The 24,345-nt window shown below is 71.7% G+C and carries 21 protein-coding genes; 11 read left to right on the top strand and 10 right to left on the bottom strand.

Annotated elements, in window-relative coordinates; translation table 11 throughout:
* The first annotated feature begins 235 nt into the window (after positions 1 to 235).
* The 5 genes from ESZ52_RS17945 to narI are packed head-to-tail and all read left to right on the top strand — an operon-like array spanning position 236 to position 8,234.
* On the top strand, positions 236 to 1,159 hold the full coding sequence (locus tag ESZ52_RS17945) for a helix-turn-helix transcriptional regulator (RefSeq protein ID WP_181009846.1): 924 nt from the start codon (positions 236 to 238) through the stop codon (positions 1,157 to 1,159).
* Positions 1,160 to 1,207: 48 nt separating this feature from the next.
* Positions 1,208 to 4,912 (top strand): nitrate reductase subunit alpha, encoded by a 3,705-nt coding sequence (locus ESZ52_RS17940; RefSeq protein WP_131106134.1) that lies wholly within the window; start codon positions 1,208 to 1,210, stop codon positions 4,910 to 4,912.
* Positions 4,913 to 6,679 (top strand): nitrate reductase subunit beta, encoded by a 1,767-nt coding sequence (gene narH / locus ESZ52_RS17935; RefSeq protein ID WP_131106133.1) that lies wholly within the window; start codon positions 4,913 to 4,915, stop codon positions 6,677 to 6,679.
* A complete protein-coding gene (narJ, locus tag ESZ52_RS17930; RefSeq protein ID WP_131106132.1) occupies positions 6,679 to 7,482 on the top strand; it encodes a nitrate reductase molybdenum cofactor assembly chaperone in 804 nt (267 codons plus the stop codon). The genes narH and narJ overlap by 1 nt, the downstream gene beginning before the upstream one ends.
* Positions 7,479 to 8,234 carry a respiratory nitrate reductase subunit gamma gene (gene narI / locus ESZ52_RS17925; protein WP_131106131.1) on the top strand — a complete coding sequence of 252 codons (756 nt, stop codon included), beginning with the start codon at positions 7,479 to 7,481 and terminating at the stop codon, positions 8,232 to 8,234. The genes narJ and narI overlap by 4 nt, the downstream gene beginning before the upstream one ends.
* Before the next feature lie 44 nt (positions 8,235 to 8,278).
* On the opposite strand, the gene ESZ52_RS17920 is transcribed toward narI, so the two are convergent.
* Positions 8,279 to 8,617, bottom strand: coding sequence for a hypothetical protein (locus ESZ52_RS17920; RefSeq protein ID WP_131106130.1), 339 nt, complete (start codon positions 8,615 to 8,617; stop codon positions 8,279 to 8,281).
* A gap of 209 nt (positions 8,618 to 8,826) precedes the next feature.
* Between ESZ52_RS17920 and ESZ52_RS17915 the strand changes: the two genes are divergently transcribed.
* From ESZ52_RS17915 to ESZ52_RS17905, 3 genes are all read left to right on the top strand, one after another.
* Positions 8,827 to 9,969, top strand: coding sequence for a ThiF family adenylyltransferase (locus tag ESZ52_RS17915; protein ID WP_238154369.1), 1,143 nt, complete (start codon positions 8,827 to 8,829; stop codon positions 9,967 to 9,969).
* Positions 9,970 to 10,220: 251 nt separating this feature from the next.
* Positions 10,221 to 10,934: a molybdenum cofactor guanylyltransferase gene (gene mobA, locus ESZ52_RS17910; RefSeq protein ID WP_181009845.1), complete on the top strand. Its 714-nt coding sequence runs from the start codon at positions 10,221 to 10,223 to the stop codon at positions 10,932 to 10,934.
* Between the two features lie 106 nt (positions 10,935 to 11,040).
* Entirely contained in the window at positions 11,041 to 11,280 is a 240-nt protein-coding gene (locus ESZ52_RS17905) for a MoaD/ThiS family protein (RefSeq protein WP_131106128.1), read from the top strand.
* 135 nt (positions 11,281 to 11,415) lie between these two features.
* Here the strand turns inward: ESZ52_RS17905 and moaA are convergent, their stop codons facing one another.
* The 3 genes from moaA to ESZ52_RS17890 are packed head-to-tail and all read right to left on the bottom strand — an operon-like array spanning position 11,416 to position 13,505.
* Complete coding sequence (gene moaA, locus ESZ52_RS17900) at positions 11,416 to 12,435, bottom strand: GTP 3',8-cyclase MoaA (RefSeq protein WP_131106127.1); 1,020 nt, start codon at positions 12,433 to 12,435, stop codon at positions 11,416 to 11,418.
* Complete coding sequence (locus tag ESZ52_RS17895; protein ID WP_131106126.1) at positions 12,435 to 12,953, bottom strand: MogA/MoaB family molybdenum cofactor biosynthesis protein; 519 nt, start codon at positions 12,951 to 12,953, stop codon at positions 12,435 to 12,437. The genes moaA and ESZ52_RS17895 overlap by 1 nt, the downstream gene beginning before the upstream one ends.
* A gap of 57 nt (positions 12,954 to 13,010) precedes the next feature.
* Positions 13,011 to 13,505: a MarR family winged helix-turn-helix transcriptional regulator gene (locus ESZ52_RS17890; protein WP_131106125.1), complete on the bottom strand. Its 495-nt coding sequence runs from the start codon at positions 13,503 to 13,505 to the stop codon at positions 13,011 to 13,013.
* Between the two features lie 143 nt (positions 13,506 to 13,648).
* Here ESZ52_RS17890 and ESZ52_RS17885 point away from each other — a divergent pair, with 143 nt between their 5' ends.
* On the top strand, positions 13,649 to 15,982 hold the full coding sequence (locus tag ESZ52_RS17885; RefSeq protein ID WP_131106124.1) for an MMPL family transporter: 2,334 nt from the start codon (positions 13,649 to 13,651) through the stop codon (positions 15,980 to 15,982).
* Positions 15,983 to 16,052: 70 nt separating this feature from the next.
* On the opposite strand, the gene ESZ52_RS17880 is transcribed toward ESZ52_RS17885, so the two are convergent.
* From ESZ52_RS17880 to ESZ52_RS17865, 4 genes are read right to left on the bottom strand one after another with little or no spacing between them, the layout of a single operon-like run.
* The gene (locus ESZ52_RS17880) at positions 16,053 to 16,904 is read right to left on the bottom strand and encodes an ABC transporter ATP-binding protein (protein ID WP_131106123.1); all 852 of its coding nucleotides are present in this window, start codon (positions 16,902 to 16,904) and stop codon (positions 16,053 to 16,055) included.
* Positions 16,901 to 17,932, bottom strand: a complete 1,032-nt coding sequence (locus ESZ52_RS17875; RefSeq protein WP_131106122.1) for a FecCD family ABC transporter permease — start codon at positions 17,930 to 17,932, stop codon at positions 16,901 to 16,903. Before ESZ52_RS17875 ends, ESZ52_RS17880 begins: the two co-directional genes overlap by 4 nt.
* Positions 17,929 to 18,975, bottom strand: coding sequence for a FecCD family ABC transporter permease (locus ESZ52_RS17870; RefSeq protein WP_131106121.1), 1,047 nt, complete (start codon positions 18,973 to 18,975; stop codon positions 17,929 to 17,931). The genes ESZ52_RS17875 and ESZ52_RS17870 overlap by 4 nt, the downstream gene beginning before the upstream one ends.
* A complete protein-coding gene (locus tag ESZ52_RS17865; RefSeq protein ID WP_202865375.1) occupies positions 18,972 to 20,048 on the bottom strand; it encodes an iron-siderophore ABC transporter substrate-binding protein in 1,077 nt (358 codons plus the stop codon). The genes ESZ52_RS17870 and ESZ52_RS17865 overlap by 4 nt, the downstream gene beginning before the upstream one ends.
* A gap of 82 nt (positions 20,049 to 20,130) precedes the next feature.
* On the opposite strand from ESZ52_RS17865, the gene ESZ52_RS17860 reads away from it, so the two are divergent.
* Positions 20,131 to 21,030: a siderophore-interacting protein gene (locus ESZ52_RS17860; protein ID WP_181009844.1), complete on the top strand. Its 900-nt coding sequence runs from the start codon at positions 20,131 to 20,133 to the stop codon at positions 21,028 to 21,030.
* A 42-nt stretch (positions 21,031 to 21,072) separates the two neighbouring features.
* On the opposite strand, the gene ilvA is transcribed toward ESZ52_RS17860, so the two are convergent.
* Both ilvA and ESZ52_RS17850 read right to left on the bottom strand, forming a co-directional pair.
* Entirely contained in the window at positions 21,073 to 22,338 is a 1,266-nt protein-coding gene (gene ilvA / locus ESZ52_RS17855) for a threonine ammonia-lyase IlvA (protein ID WP_131106119.1), read from the bottom strand.
* A 133-nt stretch (positions 22,339 to 22,471) separates the two neighbouring features.
* Positions 22,472 to 23,491, bottom strand: a complete 1,020-nt coding sequence (locus ESZ52_RS17850) for a 6-phosphofructokinase (protein WP_131106118.1) — start codon at positions 23,489 to 23,491, stop codon at positions 22,472 to 22,474.
* A gap of 218 nt (positions 23,492 to 23,709) precedes the next feature.
* On the opposite strand from ESZ52_RS17850, the gene ESZ52_RS17845 reads away from it, so the two are divergent.
* A complete protein-coding gene (locus ESZ52_RS17845) occupies positions 23,710 to 24,318 on the top strand; it encodes a biotin transporter BioY (RefSeq protein ID WP_131106117.1) in 609 nt (202 codons plus the stop codon).
* The last annotated feature ends 27 nt before the right edge of the window (positions 24,319 to 24,345 follow it).

Raw genomic sequence — 24,345 nt, 5'->3', positions numbered from 1 at the left:
GAGGAAGGCATTTGACGGAGAGAGTCATCTAAACACCCGTACCCTACACCTGGGTTGACCCCTTCGCCACACGGCACGTGCGTTCAATTCGCGCATAGATGTATGCCGTATTTCTGCTGGTGGGAGGCGCTGCGTGCGCAGATCGCCAGGTCGCCGACGAGCGGCCGATCCCCCTTGCGTCTGGCCCGCCGATGGGTTTAGATAAGACGTCGCAATCCGCTAAAAGGGAGTCGCAGTGAGGGCCGCCGAGACGCCGAACGAGGGAGCAGCGCTGCTCACCTCCGCCGTGCGCCGGCGGATCGTGGACACCCTGGCGGGCCTGCCCCGGCTGGCCGTCGAGGGCCGACCGACCCGCGCCAGCGGGCTCACCGCAGCAGAGCTGGGCCAGCTGCTGAGCCTGCACAGCACGACCGTGCGCTTCCACCTCGACCAGCTGGTCGCCGCGGGCCTGCTGGAGGCGCACTTCGTCCGGGGCGGGGGAGCGGGGCGGCCGAAGAAGAAGTACGTCGTCGTCGACGGAGAGCTCACCCCCTCGGAGTCGCCGCAGGCCGAAGGGCCGTACCAGGTGCTGGCCACGCTCCTCGCCGAGGCGCTGGACCCGGACTCCGTGGCGCACCTGTCCCCGGAGGAGGCGGGAGCCGAGTGGGTCCGCCAGCGGCTGGCCGACCGGGGTCAGGTCGGGCCGGAGGAGCCCGCGGCGACCGCCGGCGAGTGGCTCGGGAAGATGGGGCACGTGGTCGACCTGCTGGCCGAGTGGGGCTACACGCCCGATCTCAGCGTCGACGGTGCCGAGGGGGAGACGACCCTGACGCTGCGGGACTGCCCCTTCCTCGAGCTGGCCCGGGTCCGCCCGGCCGTGGTCTGCGGGGTGCACCGCGGTCTGCTCCGCGGCGCGCTGGAGGTCGCCGGGGAGGAGCAGGCCGAGGTCAGCCTGCGTCCCTTCGTCGGACCGCAGACCTGCCACGCCGTGATCTTCCGCGACGGCGGGCCCGCTGACGTCGAGGGCCTGGTCCTGCCCGACGACCTGCCCGCCACCGCTGCGCCCGCCACCGCTGCGCCCGCGACAGCTCCGCCGTCCGGCGCACCGCATACGGAGCCCGTCAGCACCGAACCGCAACCCCCGGAACCGCCCGCCCTCGGGCCGGCGACCGGGGCCTAGACCCAGCCCGTCCAGCAGACCCGTCGCCACCGATCAGGAGAGCACCTCATGAGCCAGAGCACCCAGAGCCGTCCGGGTTTGGACGGGCCGCTGAGCCAGGCGCTGGTGAGCACCAGCCGGTTCTTCACCCGCGGCGAGGTCTCGGACGACCAGCGCTCGGTCCACGTCACCGGTGGCCGCTCCGGAGACGCCTTCTACCGCGACCGGTGGAGCCACGACAAGGTCGTCCGCTCCACCCACGGCGTCAACTGCACCGGCTCCTGCAGCTGGAAGGTCTACGTCAAGGACGGGATCATCACCTGGGAGGCGCAGCAGACGGACTACCCGTCGGCCGGTGCTGACCGCCCGGAGTACGAGCCCCGCGGATGCCCCCGCGGCGCCGCCTTCTCCTGGTACACCTACAGCCCCACCCGGGTGCGCTACCCCTACGTGCGCGGCACCCTGCTGGAGATGTTCCGGGAGGCGCGCCGGGAGTACGGCGACTCCGTGCTCGCCTGGGCCTCGATCGTCCAGGACGAAGAGAAGGCCCGCGCCTACAAGAGCGCGCGCGGCAAGGGCGGGCTGGTCCGCTCCACCTGGGAGGAGGTCGTGGACCTCATCGCGGCGGCGCACGTCTACACGGTCAAGCGCTACGGCCCGGACCGGATCGCCGGCTTCTCCCCGATCCCGGCGATGTCGCCGGTCTCCTACTCCTCCGGCTCCCGGTTCCACGAGCTCATCGGCGCGCCGATGCTCTCCTTCTACGACTGGTATGCCGACCTGCCCAACGCCTCCCCGCAGATGTTCGGCGACCAGACCGACGTGCCGGAGTCCGGGGACTGGTGGGACGCCGGCTACCTGATCATGTGGGGCTCCAACGTCCCGCTGACCCGCACCCCCGACGCGCACTGGATGGTCGAGGCCCGCTACCGCGGCCAGAAGGTCATCGCGGTCTCCCCCGACTACGCCGACAACGTCAAGTTCGCCGACGAGTGGGTCGCCTCCGACCCGGGCACCGACGGCGCCCTGGCGATGGGGATGGGCCACGTGGTCCTCAAGGAGTTCTTCGTCGACCAGCAGGTGGACTTCTTCACCGACTACAACAAGCGCTTCACCGACCTGCCCTACCTGGTCACCCTCGTCCAGCAGGAGGACGGCACGTACCAACCGTCAAAGTTCCTGACCGCCGGCGACCTGGACGGGCACTACCCCGAGCAGCAGAGCGAGAACGCGCTGTGGAAGCCGGCCGTCCTGGACCGCGCGGTCGACGACGTCGCCATCCCCAACGGCTCGATCGGCCACCGCTACGGCGACGACGGCGCCGGCCGGTGGAACCTCGACCTGGACGGCATCGACCCCGCGCTGACGCTCTACGGCGACACCGGTGAGGCCGTGGAGGTCGTGCTCCCGCGCTTCGACAACGTCGAGGGGCAGATGCGCACCGAGCGGCGTGGCGTCCCGGTCCGCCGGGTCGGGGAGCACCTGGTCACCACGGTGCTGGACCTGATGCTCGCGCACTACGGCGTGGCGCGGGACGGACTGCCCGGCCAGTGGCCCACCGGCTACGAGGACCCGTCGGTGCCGGCCACCCCCGCCTGGGCGGCCGAGATCTGCGGGGCCCCGCCGGAGCAGATCATCCGGATCGCGCGTGAGTGGGCGCAGAACGCCATCGACACGAACGGGCGCGGGATGATCCTCATGGGCGCCGGCACCAACCACTGGTACCACTCCGACCAGGTCTACCGGGCCATGCTGGTGCTGACCACGATCACCGGCTGCCAGGGCCGCAACGGCGGCGGCTGGGCGCACTACGTCGGTCAGGAGAAGATCCGGCCGATCATGGGCTTCCAGCACCTGGCCTTCGCGCTGGACTGGGTGCGCCCCCCGCGGCACATGAACCAGACGGCCTACTGGTACGTCCACACCTCGCAGTACCGCTACGACACCTTCGACGCCGACGCGATCAACGGCAACACCGGGTTGTTCGCCGGGCAGACCACGATGGACCTGCTGGCGCAGTCGGTGCGGCTGGGCTGGACCCCGTCCTACCCGCAGTTCGACCGGTCCTCGCTGCAGGTGGCGGACGAGGCGGCCGCCGCCGGGATGAGCGCTCCGGAGTATGTGGCCAGCCAGCTGAAGGAGGGCACGCTGCAGTTCGCGGTCGAGGACCCGGAGAACCCGGAGAACTTCCCCCGGATCCTGTCCCTGTGGCGGGCCAACCTGCTCGGGTCCAGCGCCAAGGGCAACGAGTACTTCCTCAAGCACCTGCTCGGCGCGGACAACGCGGTCAAGGCGACCGAGGCGCCCGAGCACCTGCGCCCCCACGGCATACCGTGGCCGGAGCGGGCGCCGGAGGGCAAGCTCGACCTGCTGCTCACCCTGGACTTCCGGATGACCAGCTCCACGCTGTTCTCCGACGTGGTCCTGCCGGCGGCGACCTGGTACGAGAAGCACGACCTCAACACCACCGACATGCACCCGTTCATCCACTCCTTCAACCCGGCCATCTCCCCGCCGTGGCAGTCCAAGACGGACTGGGAGGCGTGGAAGGCGATCGCCAAGCGGTTCTCCGAGCTGGCCGTCGACCACCTCGGCACCCGCAAGGACGTGGTCACCAAGCCGCTGTGGCACGACACCCCCGAGGCGATGGCGACGGTGCACGGGCGGGTCCTGGACTGGAAGACCGGTGAGGTGGACGCCATACCGGGCAAGACCCTGCCGGTGATCGCCGAGGTCGAGCGCGACTACACGGCCATCTACGACAAGATGACCGCGATCGGCCCGCTGCTGAAGAACGTCGGCATGCAGACCAAGGGCGTGAAGTATGAGGTGAGCCGGGAGGTCGACATCCTCGCCCAGCGCAACGGGGTGGTGCGCGGCGGTGCCGCTGACGGCCAGCCCACGCTGGCGACCGACATCCAGTTCGCCGACGCGATCATGCACCTGTCGGCGGTGAGCAACGGCCATCTGGCCACCCAGGGCTTCAAGTTCCTGGAGCAGCGCACCGGGACCCAGCTGCACGACCTGGCCTCCGAGCACGAGGGCAAGCAGATCACCTTCGCCGACACCCAGGCCGCGCCCGTGCCGGTCATCACCTCCCCCGAGTGGTCCGGCAGCGAGTCCGGCGGGCGGCGCTACAGCCCGTTCACCATCAACATCGAGCGCTCCAAGCCGTTCCACACCCTCACCGGCCGCCAGCAGTTCTACCTGGACCACGACTGGATGCTCGGGATGGGCGAGGCGCTGCCGACCTACCGACCGCCGCTGAACATGAAGACCCTGTTCGGGGAGAGCACGCCCGGTGAGCAGAACGAGCTCGGGGTGTCGGTGCGCTACCTGACCCCGCACAACAAGTGGTCGATCCACAGCGAGTACCAGGACAACCTGTTCATGCTCTCGCTCTCCCGCGGCGGCCAGGTGATCTGGATGTCCGACAAGGACGCCGCCAAGATCGGGGTCAAGGACAACGACTGGATCGAGGCGGTCAACCGCAACGGCGTGGTCGCCTGCCGGGCGATCGTCAGCCACCGGATGCCCGAGGGCACGGTCTACATGCACCACGCCCAGGACCGGCTGATCGACGTGCCGCTGACGGAGACGGACCGCAAGCGCGGCGGCATCCACAACAGCCTGACCCGGATCCTGATGAAACCCAGCCACATCATCGGCGGCTATGCCCAGCACGCCTACTTCTTCAACTACATCGGACCGACCGGCAACAACCGGGACGAAGTCACGATGATCCGTAAGCGGACTGCGAAGGTGGAATATTAAATGCGCGTCATGGCCCAGATGGCGATGGTGATGAACCTCGACAAGTGCATCGGGTGCCACACCTGCTCGGTGACCTGCAAGCAGGCGTGGACCAACCGGCAGGGCACGGAGTACGTGTGGTTCAACAACGTCGAGACCAAGCCCGGCATGGGCTACCCGCGCGGGTATGAGGACCAGGAGGTCTGGAAGGGCGGCTGGGAGGTCACCCCGAACGGCCGGCTCAAGCTGAAGGCGGGCGGGCGGCTCACCAAGCTGCTGAACATCTTCTCCAGCCCCAAGATGCCCAGCATCAACGACTACTACGAGCCGTGGACCTACGACTACGAGACGCTGCTGCACGCCCCGGCGCAGGAGAACTTCCCGGTCGCCAAGCCGTACTCGCTGATCTCCGGCAAGCAGATCAACATCGAGTGGTCGGCCAACTGGGACGACGACCTGGGTGGCTCGCACGAGCACGCGGCACAGGACCCGATGCTCAAGGGGCTGCAGGACAAGGTCAAGTTCGAGTTCGAAGAGACCTTCATGTTCTACCTGCCGCGGATCTGCGAGCACTGCCTCAACCCCAGCTGCGCGGCCTCCTGCCCCTCCGGCGCGATCTACAAGCGGGCCGAGGACGGGATCGTGCTGGTCGACCAGGACCAGTGCCGCGGCTGGCGGCAGTGCGTCACCGGCTGCCCCTACAAGAAGGTCTACTTCAACCACAAGACCGGCAAGGCCGAGAAGTGCACCTTCTGCTACCCGCGCATCGAGGTCGGCATCCCCACGGTGTGCGCCGAGACCTGCGTGGGCCGGCTGCGCTACATCGGGCTGATGCTCTACGACGCCGACAAGGTGCTCGAGGCGGCCTCCGTGCAGGACGAGCACGACCTGTACGAGGCGCAGCGCTCGGTCTTCCTCGACCCCCGCGACCCCGCGGTGGCGCGCGAGGCGGAGCGCGCCGGCATCCCCGGTGACTGGATCGAGGCGGCCAAGAAGTCCCCGGTCCTCAAGCTCATCCAGGACTACAAGGTGGCGCTGCCGCTGCACCCGGAGTACCGCACGATGCCGATGGTCTGGTACATCCCGCCGCTGTCACCGGTCGTCGACGCGATCAAGGGCACCGGCTACGACGCGGAGGACAAGGACAACCTGTTCGCCGCGATCGACACGCTGCGCATCCCGGTGGAGTACCTCGCCAACCTGTTCACCGCGGGTGACGTGGGCCCGGTCAACGACGTCCTGCGCAAGCTGGCGGCGATGCGGTCCTACATGCGCGACATCAACCTCGGGCGCGACCCGCGGGCCGAGATCCCGGAGGCGGTGGGGATGACCGAGGAGGAGATGTATGAGATGTTCCGCCTCCTGGCCATCGCCAAGTACGAGGAGCGCTACGTCATCCCCTCCGCCCACGGCGAGCAGGCCCACGCGCTGGAGGAGACGGCCACCGACTGCCCGGTCAGCGACTTCGACGACGAGCTGCTGGAGATGTCCGGCCCGTTCGGCGAGGGCTCCGGCCGCGGCGGGGTGACCCCGGTCGCGGTGGAGAACTTCAAGATGCTGCAGGAGCGGGCCACCGCCGACACCCTCGTCTCCGGCGGCGCCAAGCGGGGCCGGGTCAACCTGCTCAACTGGGACGGCCGCGGCATGCCCGAGGGGCTCTTCCCCGACCGCGACTCCGCCGTCACCTCACCGCTGGAGGCGGCCGACGGGGTGGACGACAACGCCACCCTGGAGGGTGGCCGCGCCCGCCCGGACAACACCGCGGGCTCGGCAGAGGGGCTGCGCTGATGCTGCCCTGGAGGCGGCACCGCCGCACGCAGCCGGCGCTGGACGCGCAGGCCCAGGCCGACACCTGGCAGGTGTGCTCGCTCCTGCTGGACTACCCCGACGACCAGCTGCCGGCGCGGCTGCCGGTGCTGCGCGAGGTGATCGCCGGTCTCCCGGCGTCGGCGGTCGAGCCGCTGGACCGGTTCCTGGACCACGTCGAGACCGTCGTCGCGGAGGACGGCCTCGGCGCCCTCCAGATCGCCTACGTCGACACCTTCGACGTCACCCGCAAGTGCGCCCTGCACCTGACGTACTTCCTGTACGGCGACACCCGCAACCGGGGCGTCGCCCTCGTCCGGTTCAAGCAGCTCTACCGCGAGCACGGGGTGGAGCTGCGCGAGGGCGAGGACAGCCCGGCCGAGCTGCCCGACTTCCTTCCGGTGGTGCTGGAGTTCGGGGCGACCACCGCCCCTGACGCGGCCTGGAAGCTGCTCAACGACCACCGGGTCGGCATCGAGCTGCTGCGCCGGGCCCTGGACAAGCGGTCCTCGCCCTGGCTCGACGTGCTGTCGGCGGTCCGCGCCACGCTCCCCGCGCTGGACAGCGACGACGAGGTCGCGCTGGCCAAGCTCATCGCCCAGGGCCCGCCGCAGGAGACGGTCGGCCTGGACGACGCCGCGCTCAACGCGCCCTACGCCATCGACCCCGCCCTCGACCAGATGCGCGAGTCACCCATGCAGCCCAGCGCCGGCTGCGGCGACGGCGCACCGCATACCTCCCCCGCCCAGCTCGGATCCACCATCCCCGTAGGAGCCCCCCGATGAGTACCTTCCTCTGGGTGATCGTCCCGTACGTCTGCCTGGCGATCTTCGTGGTCGGACACGTGTGGCGGTACCGCTACGACAAGTTCGGGTGGACCACCCGCAGCTCCCAGCTCTACGAGCGCAAGCTCCTGCGGATCGGCAGCCCGCTGTTCCACTTCGGCATCCTGGGCGTGGCGGCCGGTCACTTCATGGGGCTGGTGATTCCCAAGTCGTGGACCGACCGGGTGATCCCCGAGGAGATCTACCACCAGTTCGCGGTCATCGGCGGGGTCATCTTCGGGATCATGACGGTGGTCGGCCTGGCGATCCTGGTCTACCGGCGCCGCACCGTCGGGCCGGTCTTCTCGGCCACCACGGTCAACGACAAGGTCATGTATGCCGCGCTGATGCTCGTCATCGTGCTGGGTGCGCTCAACACCCTGCAGACCGCCGGGATCGGGGTCAGCCCCGCGCAGACCGGCGACCACGGCTACTTCAACTACCGGGAGAACGTCTCGGTGTGGTTCCGGCAGATCTTCTGGTTCCAGCCGGACCCGACGCTGATGGAGGGCATCCCCTGGAGCTTCCGGGCGCACGCGTTCTGGGCGTTCATCCTGTTCGCGATGTGGCCGTTCACCCGGCTGGTGCACGTCTTCTCCGCCCCGCTGGGCTACTTCGTGCGGCCCTACATCGTCTACCGCTCCCGCGACGTCCGCCGGGGCACCGCCACCGGCACCCGGGCGCAGAAGCGTGGCTGGGAGCGGGTCGGCTGAGTCTGAGGTCTCGGCTGGTCCCGGCTGGTCCCGTCTGGTCCCGGCTAGGTCCGGTGGAAGCGGAGGAAGCCGCCCTGCAGCATCGGCGCGATGGCCTGCACGTTGTCCTCCACCACCAGGTCCAGCACCTGGCCGGGCCGGAGGGTGACCCAGGTGGCCACGCTGTGGTGGAAGCCGAGCTTCAGCGAGACCAGGTGGTGGCCGGGCGGGACGGTGAACTCGGTGACCTCGTCGGTGAGCGGCCCGAGCGGGGTGGTGCCGTAGACCACGACGCGGTCCGGGGAGGCCGGGCCGCGGTGCACGCGGAGGACGGCGGTGTTACGACGGGGCGGGGCGTCCTCGTCCACGGGGACGTCCCGCGTCTTGTCTCGGGCCCTTCTCATGGCTCCGCCTCGAGCCCCACCTGGAGGTGCATGACAGCGCTCCTTTCGCCGGGTGGTTGACCTCACATCGCCGGACGAGCGGTGTCCTCGCAAGGTACCACCGAACCGATACCCCAGGGGCGAACCTCGCCCTCTGACCACATGGCCACCGCGCAGGCGCCGCGCGTAGGCTGGTGGATCGACCTCCTCACCGAGCTGAAGGTGGACACGTGACCCGTCCCGTACCCCTGGCCCCGCTCGTCGAGCCCGGGCAGGCGCTCACCCCCGAGCAGGTGACGCGCTACTCCCGTCATCTGCTGGTGCCGGGGATGGGCATCGAGGCGCAGCGCAGGCTGCTGGCCGCACGGGTCGCGGTCGTCGGGGCCGGTGGGCTGGGCAGCCCGATCCTGGCCTACCTGGCCGCAGCCGGCGTCGGGCACCTGACGATCATCGACGACGACGTCATCGACACGACCAACCTGCAGCGCCAGGTCGTGCACCGCAGCGACGCCGTCGGCGTCCGCAAGGTCGACTCAGCCGCCGACTACGTCCGCGGCCTCAACCCCGACGTCTCGGTCGAGGTACGCCATACCCGGATCACGCCCGACAACGCGCAGGACCTCCTCGGGGAGCATCACCTCGTGCTCGACGGGGCCGACAACTTCCCGACCCGGTATGCCGTCTCCGACGCCTGCCGGGCGCTCGGGCTGCCGGTCGTCTGGGCGGCCGTCCTGCGCTTCGACGCGCAGATCTCCACCTTCGTGCCGGGGCTGGACGACGCGGTCAGCCTGCGCGACCTCTTCCCCGTCCCGCCCCGGCCCGAGGACGTGCCGTCCTGCTCCGAGGCGGGCGTGCTGGGGGCGCTGGTCGGCCAGGTCGGGTCGATCATGGCAGGGGAGGCGGTGAAGCTGATCTGCGGCTTCGGCGAGCCGCTGGTGGGCAGGGTCCTGCTCGTCGACGCCCTGAGCCAGCGCACCCGGGAGATCCCGCTGCGCCCGGCCGGCGCCCACCTGCCGCCGGTCGAGCGGGAGCCCGTGCGCGAGATGGTGCCGCTCACCGAGCACTCGGCCGAGGAGGTCTCGGCCATGATCGGCAGCGGCGCCCCCGTCCTCCTCGACGTGCGCGAGCCGGCCGAGCACGAGCTGGGCACGGTGCCGGGGGCGCTCCGCGTGCCGGTGGGCGAGGTACTCACCTGGGACGAGCTCGACCACCACCTGCCCGACGGCCCCGTCGTCGTCTACTGCAAGGCCGGGCCGCGGGCCCGTCGCGCAGCCGCCCATCTGGTCCGCCTGGGCCGGGACGACGTCAGCGTGATGACCGGGGGCATGCTCGCCTGGATCGAGCGCGTCGACCCCTCCCTGCCCACGTACTGATGCGCTGACCCCACCCGACAGGACACGTCAAAAGGCCCGACAGGACACGTCAAAGGGCCCGACCGGGCGCATGTTTTTTCCTTGCCCACCTGTGCCTCGACCGAGCGCACGCCTTTCCTATCTACCTGCCTGCCCTCCTCCAGCACCCCTGTGCGGAAACGGTGTGTCACATCCGTGCTGCCAGCGACGGATGTGACACACCATTCCCGCACAAGGGTGGGCTCTGCGACCCAGCGATGCCATGCTTGGGTATGGCGTCATCGATCGTTGACCTGGTGATACTCGCCGGTGGGCGGGGGTCCCGGCTGGGGGGCCAGGACAAGGCTGCCCTGGTCGTCGGGGGCCGCTCCCTCGTCGAGCGTCTGTTGCAGGACGTGGATCTTGGCGGCGTGGTGGTCGTGGTGGGCCACACACCCTTGCCCCCGCTGCCGGACGGCCGGACCGTGCTGCAAACCCTGGAGGACCCGCCTGACGGTGGTCCGGTGGCGGGCATCGCTGCTGGTCTGGACGCGTTGGATGGCATCAGCGCACCAAGGACCCCAGTGGATCCGGCGCCCGCCGGCGGCCTCGATGTCGCGGACCGTCCGGACGTCCCGGTCGGGCCGAAGGTAGGGGACCGCGGGTGGGTCGCGGTCGCGGCCGTCGACCAGCCCGAAGCCGCCCGCGCCCTCGCGCTCCTGGCAGCCGAGCTGCCCTACGTCGACGAGGAGGTCGAGGCGGTGAGCCCGGTCGACTCGACCGGGCACCGGCAGTGGCTGCTGGCCGTCTACCGCAGGGACGCCCTGACCCGCGCGCTCGAGGCCCTGCCCGACGTGCGGGACACCTCCGTGCGCCGCCTGGTCTCCGGGCTGCACTGGCAGGACGTCACCATGGACCCGCAGCACCTCGGCGACGTCGACACCTGGCAGGACGTCGAGGACTGGGCCCGCCGCGTCGCCCACGACGACGTCACCGGTTCCTGCTGACAAGCCTCGCTCGGACCGGCGACACGCTCTGCTGCGGACCGGCACCATGGTTGCCCGGCCCGGTGGCGGGCTGGAACCCCATACGGGAGTCTGGGAGACTGTGCTTATGGCCACGGTGAGGTACTTCGCGGCGGCCGCGGAAGCGGCCGGGATCCAGAGCGAGCGGGTGGACGCCGACGACCTCGGCAGCCTGCTCGCCGACCTTCGCTCCAGGCACGGGGCGGAGCTGGCCCGGGTGCTGGAACGCAGCTCTGTGCTGCACGAGGGGCAGTATGTCTCCGACCCGGCCCTGCCGCTGGCCCACGACGCCGAACTGGACGTGCTCCCCCCCTTCGCCGGAGGCTGACGCAGCCCTGCGTACAGACCGTGTCCCCGGTGCGGGACAGACCGTGTCCCCGGTGCGGGACAAACCGTGTCCCCGGTGCGGGACAAACCGTGTCGCCGGTCAGGGGCAAACCGTGTCGCCGGTCGAAGGGCGTGATCAGCCGCCGATCGCGCTCATCGGTCGGGGCGGCTGCAGGAAGTGCGGCTCGTTGATCCCGTGACCGGGCAGCTTGGCCCCGATCGAGTCGCGGAAGATCTGTGCCAGCTCGTCGTCGGACGCGCCCTGGCGCATCGGCTCGCGCAGGTCGGTCTCGCCGGTGGCGAACAGGCAGTTGCGCACCTGACCGTCGGCGGTGAGCCGGACCCGGTCGCACGTCCCGCAGAACGGCATCGTGACCGAGGCGATGACGCCCACCGTGGCAGGCCCGCCGTTGACGAGGAAGAGCTCGGCCGGGGCTGACCCGCGGGCCTCGTCCGGCAGCGGCTCCAGGTCGAAGCGCGGACGCAGCAGGGACAGGATCTCCTCGCCGGTGACCATCTGGCTGCGGTCCCACTGGTGCTGGGCGTCCAGCGGCATCTGCTCGATGAAGCGCAGCTCGTAGCCGTGCTCGAGCGCGAAGCCCAGCAGGTCGGGGGCGTCCTGGTCGTTGATGTCGCGCATCAGGACCGTGTTCAGCTTGACCGGGGTCAGCCCGGCCTCCGCGGCGGCACGGATCCCGGCGAGGGTGTCGTGCAGCCGGTCGCGCTTGGCCAGCTGGATGAAGGTCTCGCGGCGCAGCGTGTCCAGGCTGACGTTGACCCGCGTCATCCCCGCCTCGCGCAGCGCCGACGCGGTCTTCTCCAGACCGATCCCGTTGGTCGTCATCGAGATCTCGGGGGCAGGGTCGAGAGCGGCCAGGCCGGCGACGACGTCGACGAGGTCGCGGCGCAGCAACGGCTCACCACCGGTCAGCCGGATCTCCTCGATGCCCAGGGACACGGCGATCCCGGCGAGCCGGACGACCTCGGGGGTGGTCAGCATCGTCAGGCGCGGCAGCCACGGCACGCCGTCCTCGGGCATGCAGTAGGTGCAGCGCAGCGAGCACCGGTCGGTGACCGAGATGCGCAGGTCGCGGTGCACCCGGCCGTAGCGGTCGATCAGGGGCCCGCGCTGGGGCTGGGGTGTAGGGGCCGTCATCAGTGGTCGCCTCCGTTGATCTGGTCCAGGACGTGCTCGAGCAACGGCCCGATCACCTCCAGGCCCTCGGTGACCGCCGAGGGTCGTCCGGGCAGGTTGACCACGAGGGTGCCGCCGACGCCGTGCTCGGTCGGCCAGTCGATGACCCCCACCACCCCGCGGGAAACCGCCGCGAACGGGGTATGCCGTGCGCCCTCGCGCCGCAGCAGCTCGGCCAGTCCCGGGTTCTCCCGGTTGATCACCTGACGCGTGCCCTCCGGAGTCAGGTCTCGGGGAGTCATGCCCGTCCCGCCGGTGCTCACCACCAGGGCGGCGCGCTGCTCGACCGCCGCGCGGAGCGCCCCGGCGACGTTGTCCGCCCCGTCGGGCACGATCGCGGTGCGCACCTCGAAGCCCAGCTCTTGCAGGCCCCCGACGAGCAGCTGGCCGGAGGTGTCCTCACGCCTGCCGTCGGAGCTGCGGTCGGACACCGTGAGGGCGACAGCGAGCCGGGCCGGGCGGGACTGGGTGGGACTCATCCACCTAGTCTACGAGGCCGGTCACCCGGCCGGCCCCCGCCGGCCGCGGGGGCCGCCCTACAGCAGGCGCGCGACGGCACGGTCGGCCGCGGTGAGGAAGCGGTTGATCACCTCGAGCTCGGCCTCGGTGAACGCCTCGTCCAGCTGCGCCAGCTCCAGGAACATCGGCATCAGGTGCTCCATCAGCTCCTCGCGGCCGCTGGCGGTGCAGACGACGGCGGTACGCCGGCGGTCGGTGGGGTGCGGCTGGCGCTCGGCATGGCCACGGGCGACGAGGCGGTCGACGATGCCGCTGGCCGCCGCGGTGGTCACGCCGATGCGCTGGGCCAGCTCGCTGGGGCCCATCGGCTCCTCCATGACGTGCTCCAGCACGGAGAGCTCGGTGTGGGACAGGCCGGTCCGGCGGGCGAGCGCAGGGGTCACCCGTCCGCTCGTGCTGAGCAGACGGCGCAGCGCGTCGAGGGTCTGGCTGCGCTGCCAGTCGCGCACCCACGTCGAGGCGTGACCCGGGTCCGGCGCCGCTGCCGGCGGGTTCTCCTGCCGCCTGTCCATCAGGTGCCTCCTCCGCTGTCAAGGGTTGTCGCTGCTTGGGACAGAACCCTAGACAAACCTGTGATAGATTCGCTGGCGTTAGTTCACCAACTTAGGTACTTGGTGAGGTAACTAGTACCATACACACTTCGAAAGGCCCTCTCGTGTCGCGCATCATCGAGGCCATCACCGGCCGCCGGTCCTGGATCGTGGCGGTCGTAGGCGTCCTGCTGGGGCTGCTGGTCATCGTCGGCGTCGGTCCGGCCGAGCGCTCGGCGAGCCCGTTGGACACGCTGCCTGCCGGCTTCGAGAGCACCCAGGGCCAGGAGCTGCTGGAGGGGCTGCCCGACGAGGGGAACCAGGCGGCGATCGTCCTGTTCACCGTCGAGGACGAAGGCATCGCCGACCTGGTGCCTGACCTCGCTTCGGTCGTCGAGGACGTCGCGCCCGACGGTGCCGAGCCGCCCGAGACCAACGGCGGCATGGGCGGGGAGATGGGTATGGAGACCGGCGAGCAGTCGGGCCCGCCCGAGGGCGCGGGTGAGGGCGAGGGCCAGGGTGGCCCGCCGGAGGGTGCTGAGGAGGGTGAGGGCCAAGGGGGCCCGCCGCCGGGTGTGGAGGACGGTGAGGGCGAGGGCCAGGGTGGCCCGCCGGAGGGTGCTGAGGAGGGTGAGGGCCAGGGCGGTCCGCCGCCGGGTGTCGCCGACGCCGCCTTCCCGGTGATCCCGGCCGAGGACGGCACCGCCGCGTTCAGCGTGCTCGAGATCAACGCCCCGACCTCCTCGGACGCCCGTGACGCCATCGCCGAGCTGCGCTCCGGCCTGACGGATGCCGTGCCGGACGGGGTCACGGCCCAGGTGACCGGCCCGGCCGCGATCTCGGCCGACCTGGCCTCGGTCTTCGACGGCGCCAACTTCACGCTGCTGGCCGCCACCGCCTCGGTCGTGGCGATCCTGCTGATCGTCACCTACCGCAGCCCCATCCTGTGGATCCTGCCGCTGGCGGTCGTCGGCATCGCCGACCAGGTCGCGACCACCGCTGCGACGCACGTGCTGAAGGCCGTAGGCGTGCCGTGGGACGAATCCACCGTCGGCATCCTGTCCGTGCTGGTCTTCGGTGCCGGGACCAACTACGCCCTGCTGCTCATCAGCCGCTACCGCGACGAGCTGCGGCAGCACGAGTCACGGCACAAGGCGATGGCCATCGCGCTGCGCCGGGCCGCCGAGGCGATCATCGCCAGCGCGAGCACCGTCGCGGTGGGTGTGCTGACCCTGCTGCTGTCCGTCTTCCCGTCGACCCGCGGGCTGGGCCTGGCCTCGGCCGTCGGCATCCTGGTCGCGATGCTCATGGTCCTGGTCGTCCTGCCGGCCGTGCTGGTGAACTTCGGTCGCTGGATCTTCTGGCCGAAGGTGCCGCGGCAGGGCGAAGAGGGCCTGGCCGAGGGCCGGTCGGTCTGGCGGCGCATCGGCGACGTCGTGGCCCGCCGCCCGGTCGCCTGGATCGTGGCCACCCTCGTGGTGCTCGCGGCGATGACCGCCGGCCTCTTCCAGTACGAGACCGGGCTGGCCCCGGAGGACCAGTTCATCGACACCCCGGAGGCGATCACCGCCGGCCAGCGGCTGGGTGAGTCCTTCCCCGCCGGGGCGTCCGAGCCGATCATCCTGGTCACCGAGACCGACGACGAGGCCACGCTGGCGGAGCTCTCCGAGACGGTGTCCGAGGTCTCCGGTGTGGAGCAGGCCACCGTGGTGCCGCCCGAGGAGGGGATCGGTCAGCTCCAGGTCATCCTGGACGCCGAGCCGGGCAGCGGGGAGTCCCAGGAGGCCGTGCTGGCGATCCGCGACGCCGTGCCCGACGACGTCTACGTCACCGGGGGCGACGCCTCGGCGCTCGACGAGGGCGACGGCAACGTTCAGGACCGGTGGTTGATCATGCCGCTCATCCTGGTCCTGATCTTCCTCGTCCTGGCCGGGCTGCTCCGGTCCATCCTGGCCCCGCTGGTGCTCGTGCTGACCACCGTGGCGACCTCGGCCGCGGCCCTGGGCGTCTCCTGGTGGCTGTTCACCGGCGTGCTGGGCTTCAGCGCCATCGACGCGAGTATGCCGCTGCTGGCCTTCCTCTTCCTCGTGGCCCTGGGTGTGGACTACAACATCTTCCTCATCACCCGCACCCTGGAGGAGGCCGGCGAGCACGGGACCAGGGACGGCGTGCTGCGCGCCCTGGGGGCGACGGGTGGCGTCATCACCAGCGCCGGCATCCTGCTCGCGGCGGTCTTCGCGGTGCTCGGCGTGCTGCCCCTGGTGGTGCTCGCCCAGATCGGTGTGGTGATCTGCATCGGCGTGCTGCTCGACACCCTCGTCGTGCGCACCGTGCTGACGCCGGCCATCGTGCGGGTCCTGGGCGAGCACTTCTGGTGGCCCCGCCGGGTCGACTCCGCCGGCCGCCACCGGGAGGGCGACGTCGCGGAGGACCGGGAGCTGGAGCCGGCCTCGGGCTGAGCCGGTCGTACCACCTTGAGGGCGAGACCGCGCGACGCCGGGAGCTCGACCTGGCGTCGGGCGGTGCAGCTCAGGCGGTGCGGGCCGCCGGGACGGACCGCACCGAGTGGTGCCGACCGATCGGCAGCACCATCGGCCGGCCGGAGACCGGGTCGGGCACGACCTCGCTGGGCATCCCGAACACCGCCTCGATCACCGACGGCGAGAGCACCTCCTCCGGCTCGCCGGTGGCCAGGACCCGGCCACCGGCCATGGCGACCAGGCGGTCGGCATACCGGGCCGCCAGGTTGAGGTCGTGCAGCACCATGACGATCGTGGTGCCGCGCTCGCGGTTGAGGTCGGTGAGCAGGTCCAGCACCTCCACCTGGTGGCAGATGTCGAGGAAGGTGGTCGGCTCGTCCAGCAGCAGGATGTCGGTCCGCTGGGCCAGCGCCATCGCGATCCACACCCGCTGCCGCTGGCCGCCGGAGAGCTCGTCGACCGCCCGACCGGCGAGCTCCGTGGTGCCGGTGAGGTCCAGCGCCTCCGCGACCGCGAGGTCGTCCGCCGGCGACCAGCGGCTCAGCAGCCGCTGGTGCGGGCTGCGCCCGCGGGCGACGAGGTCGGCGACGACGATCCCCTCCGGGGCGATCGGCGACTGGGGCAGCAGGCCGAGGGTACGGGCGACCTCCTTGGTCGGCAGGCGGTGCAGCTCCTTGCCGTCCAGGAGCACCTGCCCGCAGGCCGGGGCAAGCAGCCGGGCCAGGGCGCGCAGCAGCGTCGACTTGCCGCAGGCGTTGGCGCCGACGATGACGGTGATCCGCCCGTCGTCGACCGACAGGTCGAGCCCCTCGACGACGGTGCGCTCGCCGTAACCGAGCGTGACGTCCTCGGCCAGCAGGGTGTGGGCCACGGTCTGAGGGACGGTCGTAGAGCCGGTCATAGGGATCCTCCAGCGCGGTTGGTGCGGATGAGCAGGTAGACGAGGTAGGGGGCGCCGAGCACGCCGGTGATGACACCCACGGGGTAGCGGTTGCCGACGGCGTGCTGCCCCACGAGGTCGGCGCCGAGCACGAGCGCGGCGCCGACCAGGGCGGCCGGCACCATCAGCGAGGTGCCGGGTCCGACGATCCGGGCGGCGATCGGGCCGGCGAGGAAGGCGACGAAGGCGATCGGCCCCGCGGCGGCGGTGGCGAAGGCGATCAGCCCGACGGCGGCGAGGATCGCGATGACCCGGGTGCGCTCCACCGGCACGCCCAGCGCGGCCGCGGCGTCGTCGCCGTGCTGCATGAGCCGCAGCGGGCGGGCCTGGGTGAGCAGGATCGGGGCGAGGACCGCGACGGCCAGGCAGAGCGGGACCACCGTCGACCAGACGGCCCCGTTGACGCTGCCGGTCAGCCAGCGCATCGCGGCCTGCAGGTCCCAGGTCGCGGCCCGGACGATGACGTAGGCGACGACCGAGTCGAGCATCGCGGAGATGCCGATGCCGATGAGGATGAGCCGGGTGCCGGCCACGCCGTCGCGGTAGGCCAGCAGGTAGATGACCAGCGCGGTGAGCAGCGCGGCGACGATCGCCACCAGCGAGACCCAGGTCTGCGACAGCTGCAGGACCACGATGGCCACGACGGCGGCGGCGCTGGCGCCGGAGCTGATCCCGATGATGTCCGGCGAGGCCAGCGGGTTGTGCAGCATCGTCTGGAAGGTGACGCCGGCCAGGCCGAACGCCAGACCGGCCAGGAGGGCCAGCGTGGTGCGCGGCAGCCGCAGCTCGCCGACGGTGAACGAGGCACCGGGGACGTCCTGGCCGAGGATGACCCGGGCGACCTCCCCGGGGCCGTAGAAGGTCTGGCCCACCATCAGGCTGGTGGCGACCAGGGTCAGCACGAGCGCGGCCAGCACGACGGTGAGCACCGCCCGGGACCGGGCGCGCCTGGCCCGGCCGCTGCGGACCAGCTCGAGGGTGGCGGTCACAGCGCCCTCCCGCGCATCCGGCGGACGATCATGATGAAGACGGGGGCCCCGACCAGGGCGGTGATGATGCCGACGTCGACCTCGGCGGGACGGGCCACGAGCCGGCCGACCAGGTCGGCGCCGGTGAGCAGGGCCGCCCCGACGACCATGGACAGGGGCAGGAGCCAGCGGTGGTCGCTGCCGGCGACCAGCCGGCAGGCGTGCGGGACGACGAGACCGACGAAACCGATCGGCCCGGCCACGGCCGTCGCGGCCCCGCACAGCAGCACGGCCCCGGCGGCCGCCGCGGCCCGGGTCAGCCCCACCCGCTCGCCCAGGCCGGCCGCCAGGTCGTCCCCCAGCGCCAGCGCGTTGAGCCCCCTGGCCACGACCAGGCAGACCAGGGTGCCCACCACCAGGAAGGGCAGCACGGTGAGGATCTTGGCGATGCTGGCCCCGCCCACGCCCCCGATCTGCCAGAACCGGAAGGAATCCATGACCGCGATCCGGGGCAGCAGGATGGCGCTGATGAGCGAGCTGAAGGCCGCCGTGGTCGCCGCTCCCGCCAGCGCGAGCTTCAGGGGGGTGGCGCCGCCCCGGCCGAGCGAGCCCACCACATACACGAGGACGGCGGAGACCGCGGCGCCCGCGATCGCCACCCAGATGAACCCGGTGGGGGAGCCGAGCCCGAAGAAGGCGATGCCGGACACGACCGCCAGCGAGGCACCGGAGGTGACCCCGAGGATGCCGGGGTCGGCGAGCGGGTTGCGGGTGACGCCCTGCATCACCGCGCCGGCCAGGCCCAAGGCCGCGCCCACGAGCATGGCCAGCAGGGTGCGGGGGATGCGCTTGTGGACCGCGGCCTGCGAGACGTTCTCGTCCAGACCGCCCAGGGCCGCGCGCAGGTCCGCCCAGCTGATGTCACGCACGCCGAGCGTGACCGACAGGACGGCCAGGACGGCCAGGACACCGAGCGCGAGGGCCAGGCCGGCCAGGCGCGGACCGGCCGTCACGGTCCGCCCGGGTGGGGCGGTCCTCGGCGGCGAGTCCAGGGTGCTGGTCATCGTGCCTGGTCAGCGGCCTCGGCCAGCAGGGCCAGGTAGTCCTCCAGGCCCCAGGCGATGGACAGCGGCGAGGGGTTGGCCGACGCGGCCAGCGGGGTGTTGTCCTCCAGCACCACGATCGCGCCGTTCTCGACGGCCGGGATCTTCGACATCAGCGGGTCGGCCTGGACCAGCTCGACCACCGAGCCGTCCGCGGGCCCGTAGGTGATGAACAGGTCGACGTCGGCGAAGGAGTCGCTGCTCTCGGCGCTGACCGTCTCGTAGAAGGAGTCGCTGGCCGCGGAGGCCTCGGCCACCGCCTGCGGGGTCTGCAGGCCGAGGATCTCCAGGAAGCCGGTCCGGGGGTCGGTGGTGGTGTAGAAGCCGATCTGGCTGAGGTCGTTGGGGTCCAGGTAGGTGAAGACGGCGGCCTGGTCCTCCAGCTCGGGGTACTCCGCCACGGCGTCCGCGATCTGCGTGTCCAGGTCAGCGACCAGCTCCTGGCCCTCCTCGGCCAGACCCAGCGCCTGGCTGTTGAGCTCGATCATCTCGTGCATCGTGGTGCCCCAGGCGAGGTCGGGGTAGGCGACGACGGGCGCGATCTTGCTGAGCGTGTCGTACTCCTCCTGGGTCAGGCCGGAGTAGGCGGCGAGGATGATGTCCGGGCTGGTGTCCGCGACCGCCTCGAAGTCGATCCCGTCGGTCTCGTCGAACAGCGCGGGTGCCTCCGCGTCCAGCTCGGCCAGCTTGTCCTCGACCCACGGCAGGATCCCGTCGCCGTCGTCGTCGCCCCAGGTGGCCTTGCTCATGCCCACGGGCACGATCCCCAGCGCGAGCGGCACCTCGTGGTTGGCCCAGGCGACGGTCGCCACCCGCTCGGGCGCCTGCTCGATGGTGGTCTCGCCGAAGGCGTGCTGGACGGTGACGGGGAAGGCGCCCTCGTCGGCGCCTGCGCCTGCGCCGGCGGTCCCGGCCTCGTTCTGGTCCGCCGCCTGGCCGTCGGTGCCTCCGTCGGTCTCGCCGCCGCAGGCAGCGAGCAGGAGCGCAGTCGACAGTGCGGTCGCGGTGAGCGCAGCCCGGTGAGTTTTTGACACGATCTCTCCTTGTAAGTGAGGTTAGGCTGGCCTAACTTAGCGTATGTTCTGCGTGTCCAGTTCCGCTACGAGAGGGCTCACCGTGACCACCGTCGCCACCACCCTGCGCGAGGCCGCGACGCGGCTGCTGCACACCCCGGCCCTGGCCCGGGTCGCCACCGCTGCCTACGCCCGCACCACCGCCATGCCCGTCGAGCGGGAGGGGCACCGGTGCGTGCCGGGCTCGGTGACCGCGGTCACCGCCGTCGCGCCCTGGCTGCGGCGGCTCACCCTGCACGTGCCCGGCTTCCAGGGGTATGCCGTCCTGGGCCCGGACGAGTACGTCGGCCTGGTCATGCCCCGGGCGGGCGCCGAGCTGCCGGACCTGTCCTCGATCACCGGCCCCAACCCGCGGCCCGTCATCGGTGCGATGCCGGAGGAGGTCCGCCCCGACGTGCGCTGGTACACCGTGCGTGAGTGGCGCCCCGACACCTGCGAGCTGGACGTCGAGGTCGTCCTGCACCCGCCCGGCGAGGTCGACGAGGGCCCCGGCGCGACCTGGGTGCGCACGGCCCGGCCCGGGGACCCGGTGGCGGTGCAGACCGGCTCGGCCAGCTACCCCGCTCGCACCGGCGACGAGGCGCGCCTGGTGGCCGGCGACGAGACGGCATACCCCGCGATCGCGGGGATCCTCGAAGGCGCCCGCGGCAGCGGCACGGCGCTGCACGTCTTCCTCGAGGTGGGGCAGGAGGGCGTCCTGCCGGCCCTGCCCGAGCCGGAGCGGGGGAGCCTCACGGTCGTCGTGAGGGGAGACCGGCGGCCCGGGGAGGCGCTGCTGGAGTCGGTCAGGAAGGCCGACCTGCGCGGCCTCGACCACGGCTGGGTGTCCGGCGAGCAGGAGCTGGCCGCCACGGTGCGGCGCCACCTGGTCTCCGACCGCGGCCTGGCCAAGACCTCGGTCTACTTCTGCGCCTACTGGATCCTGGGCCGGCCGCGGGGGTAGCCGGCCGGGGCGCTGACCGCGGGCCTGGCGGCGGCCGCCGACCTAGAGGATGAACCGGAACAGTGGGCTGTCCGGCTGGATCGGCTCCACATCCATGCTCGAGCGGTCCAGCCGCTCCAGCAGCGGCGCCAGGTCCTCGCGTGAGCCCAGCTCGATGCCGACCAGCGCGGGGCCGGTCTCGCGGTTGTTGCGCTTGACGTACTCGAACAGCGCGATGTCGTCGTCCGGGCCGAGCACCTCGTCCAGGAACCGCCGTAGCATCCCGGGCTCCTGCGGGAAGTCGACGAGGAAGTAGTGCTTGAGGCCCTCGTGCACCAGCGAGCGCTCCATCACCTCGGCATACCGGAGCACGTCGTTGTTGCCGCCGGAGACGACGACCACGACGGTCTGCCCGGGCTCGACCGGCACCCGGTCCAGCGCGGCCGCCGCGAGCGCGCCGGCGGGCTCGGTGATGATCCCCTCGGTCTGGTAGAGCGCCAGCATCTCGGTGCACACGCGCCCCTCGGGCACGGCGAGCAGCTCGGGGGTATGCCGTGCCACGGCCTGGTAGGTCCAGTCGCCGGCCCGGGCCACGGCCGCCCCGTCGATGAACCGGTCGATCTCGGGCAGGGTCACCGGGGCGCCCGCCCGGGTGGCCGCGATCATGCTGGCGGCCCCGGCCGGCTCCACCCCGACGACGCGCACGCCGGGCTGCCGCTCCCGCAACCAGGTCAGGCAGCCGGCGAGCAGCCCACCACCCCCGACGGGTACCACGACGACGTCACACGTCCGGTCCACCTCCGCCAGATCGTCCATGATCTCGAGGGCGACGGTGCCCTGGCCGGCGATGATCGCCGGGTCGTCGAAGGCGGGGACCAGCGTGGCGCCGGTCGACTCGGCGTCCGCCCTCGCGGCCGCGGCGGCGTCGTCGTAGGTCTGGCCGCCGACGACGATCTCCACCCAGTCGCCGCCGATCTCGGTCACCCGGTCGCGCTTCTGCCGCGGGGTGCGGGCGGGCAGGTAGATGCGGGCGCTCACGCCGAGGGAGGCGCACGCGTGCGCGACGCCCTGGGCGTGGTTGCCGGCGCTGGCGCACACGACGCCGGCCCAGACCTGGTCGCTGCTCAGCTGGGCGATGAGGTTGGCCGAGCCGCGTCCCTTGTAGGAGCGCACCGGCTGCAGGTCCTCGCGCTTGAGCCAGACCTGCGCGCCGGTCCGCTCCGAGAGGCGAGGGCTGAGCTGCAGCGGGGTGCGGGCCACCCGGCCCGCGATCCGGGCGGCCGCGGCCTCGACGTCGGCCGCGGTGGGCAGGGTGGGGGAGGACGGCATACCCGGCATCCTAGGGAGGGGGTGAGAAGGGTTGACCAGCGGTTGACGTGGCGTCCGGTGCCGCCCGGAGGGTCGGGCGCCGCACCCAGGTCCGGACCTTGAGAGTCAGGCCACGCGAGCCTCGCCGAGGGGATCAGCCGAAGAGGATCGCGGCCTGGTCCCACTGCTCCCGCGGGACGGTCTTGAGGGCGCTGGTGGCCTCCCGCAGGTTGACGTAGACGATGTCCTGGCCGCGCAGGGCGACCATGGTCCCCCAGCGGCGCTCGCTCACCGCGTCGACCGCGGCGGTGCCGAACCGGGTGGCGAGCACGCGGTCGTCCGCGCTCGGGACGCCCCCGCGCTGCAGGTGGCCCAGCGTGGTGTTGCGGGTCTCGATGCCGGTGCGCTCCTCGATCAGCCCAGTGACCTGCTCGCCGATGCCGCCCAGCAGCGGCCGGCCGAAGCCGTCGGTGCGGCCCTTGTCGACCTGGTCGGCACCCTCGAAGCGGAAGCCCTCGGCGACCACCACGACCGGCGCGCGCCGGCGGTCCATGGCGTGCTGCACCCACTCGCAGACCTGGTCCTGGGTCACCGGGACCTCGGGGATGAGGATGGCGTGGGCGCCGCTGGCGATGCCGGCGTGCAGCGCGATCCAGCCCGCGTGCCGGCCCATGACCTCCACGACCATGCAGCGGCTATGCGCCTCGCCCGTGGTCCGCAGCCGGTCGATCGACTCGGTCGCCACGGACACGGCGGTGTCGAAGCCGAAGGTCCGGTCGGTGGCGGAGAGGTCGTTGTCGATGGTCTTCGGCACGCCGACGACGTTGATCCCGTCGTCGTGGAACATGCGGGCCACGGTCAGCGTCCCCTCGCCGCCGATCGCGATCAGCGCGTCGATCTCGTGCTTGTCCATGACCTCCTTGACCCGGTCGGTGCCGCCGTGGTCGAAGGGGCTGACCCGGGAGGTGCCCAGGATCGTGCCGCCGACCTTGGACAGCCCGCGCACCCGCTGCCGGGGCAGCGGGACGATGTCGTCCTGCACCAGACCGCGGAAGCCGCCCCGGACCCCGACGAACTCGTGGTCGTAGATCCGGTCGCCCTTGAGCACCACGCCGCGGATGACGGCGTTGAGGCCCGGGCAGTCGCCGCCGGCGGTGAGCAGTGCGATCTTCATAGGTCCATCCTGGAAGGTCGGGACAAGGACGACGCCGGCCCGAGGGGGACCGGCGTCGGCGTGTTTCCCAGGGTATGCGGTCGCCCGCCCGCTCGGCCACCCACCCGGCCGGTGCGCGGGTGCGGAGCGGTCGGCTCGTGCTGTCCGTGCGGTCGACCATCCATCAGCGCGGTTGACCACCTGCCCGAGCCGGGGCCCGCTGTGGCACTCTTGCCTCCATGTCAGGTGCAACCCTTGCCGCACGCCCCTCGACGGGCGTCCTCGCCGACCGTCTCCTGCCGCGTCGCAGCACCCTGGTGGACGTCGCGGTCGTCGTCACCGGCGCTGCCGTGGTGGCGCTGCTCGCCCAGGCCAGCTGGCGCATCGGCCCGGTCCCCATCACCGGTCAGACCCTGGGTGTCATGCTGGTCGGCGGCGCCCTCGGGATGCGCCGGGGAGCAGCGGCCCTGACGACGTACCTGCTCGCCGGCCTCGCGGGCGCCCCGATCTTCGCCGGGGGGATGGGCGGCCCCGCCTACGTGCTCGCCCCGTCCTTCGGCTTCATCATCGGCTTCATCGCTGCTGCGGCGATCGCCGGCTGGGCCGCCGAGCGCGCCTGGGACCGCAACTTCCTGCTGGCCATGGCCGGCTTCACCCTGGCCACGGTCGCCCCGTTCGTCGTGGGCGTCCCCTACCTCGCGGCCATGCTCGGCCTGACCGACCTGTCCGCGATCGCCGCCGTCGGGATCACGCCGTTCGTCGTGCCGGGCCTGATCAAGGCCGGGATCGCCGCCGCGATCTTCCCGGTGGCCTGGCAGGCCATCCGGGCGCTCGACGCCCGCCGCTGACCGGGCCCCACCGCCGACAGGACACGG

The organism is Ornithinimicrobium sufpigmenti, assembly GCF_004322775.1.
Classification (GTDB): domain Bacteria; phylum Actinomycetota; class Actinomycetes; order Actinomycetales; family Dermatophilaceae; genus Ornithinicoccus; species Ornithinicoccus sufpigmenti.
The sequence above is the reverse complement of the archived record's forward strand: the minus strand, read 5'-3'. Positions and strand labels throughout refer to the sequence as shown.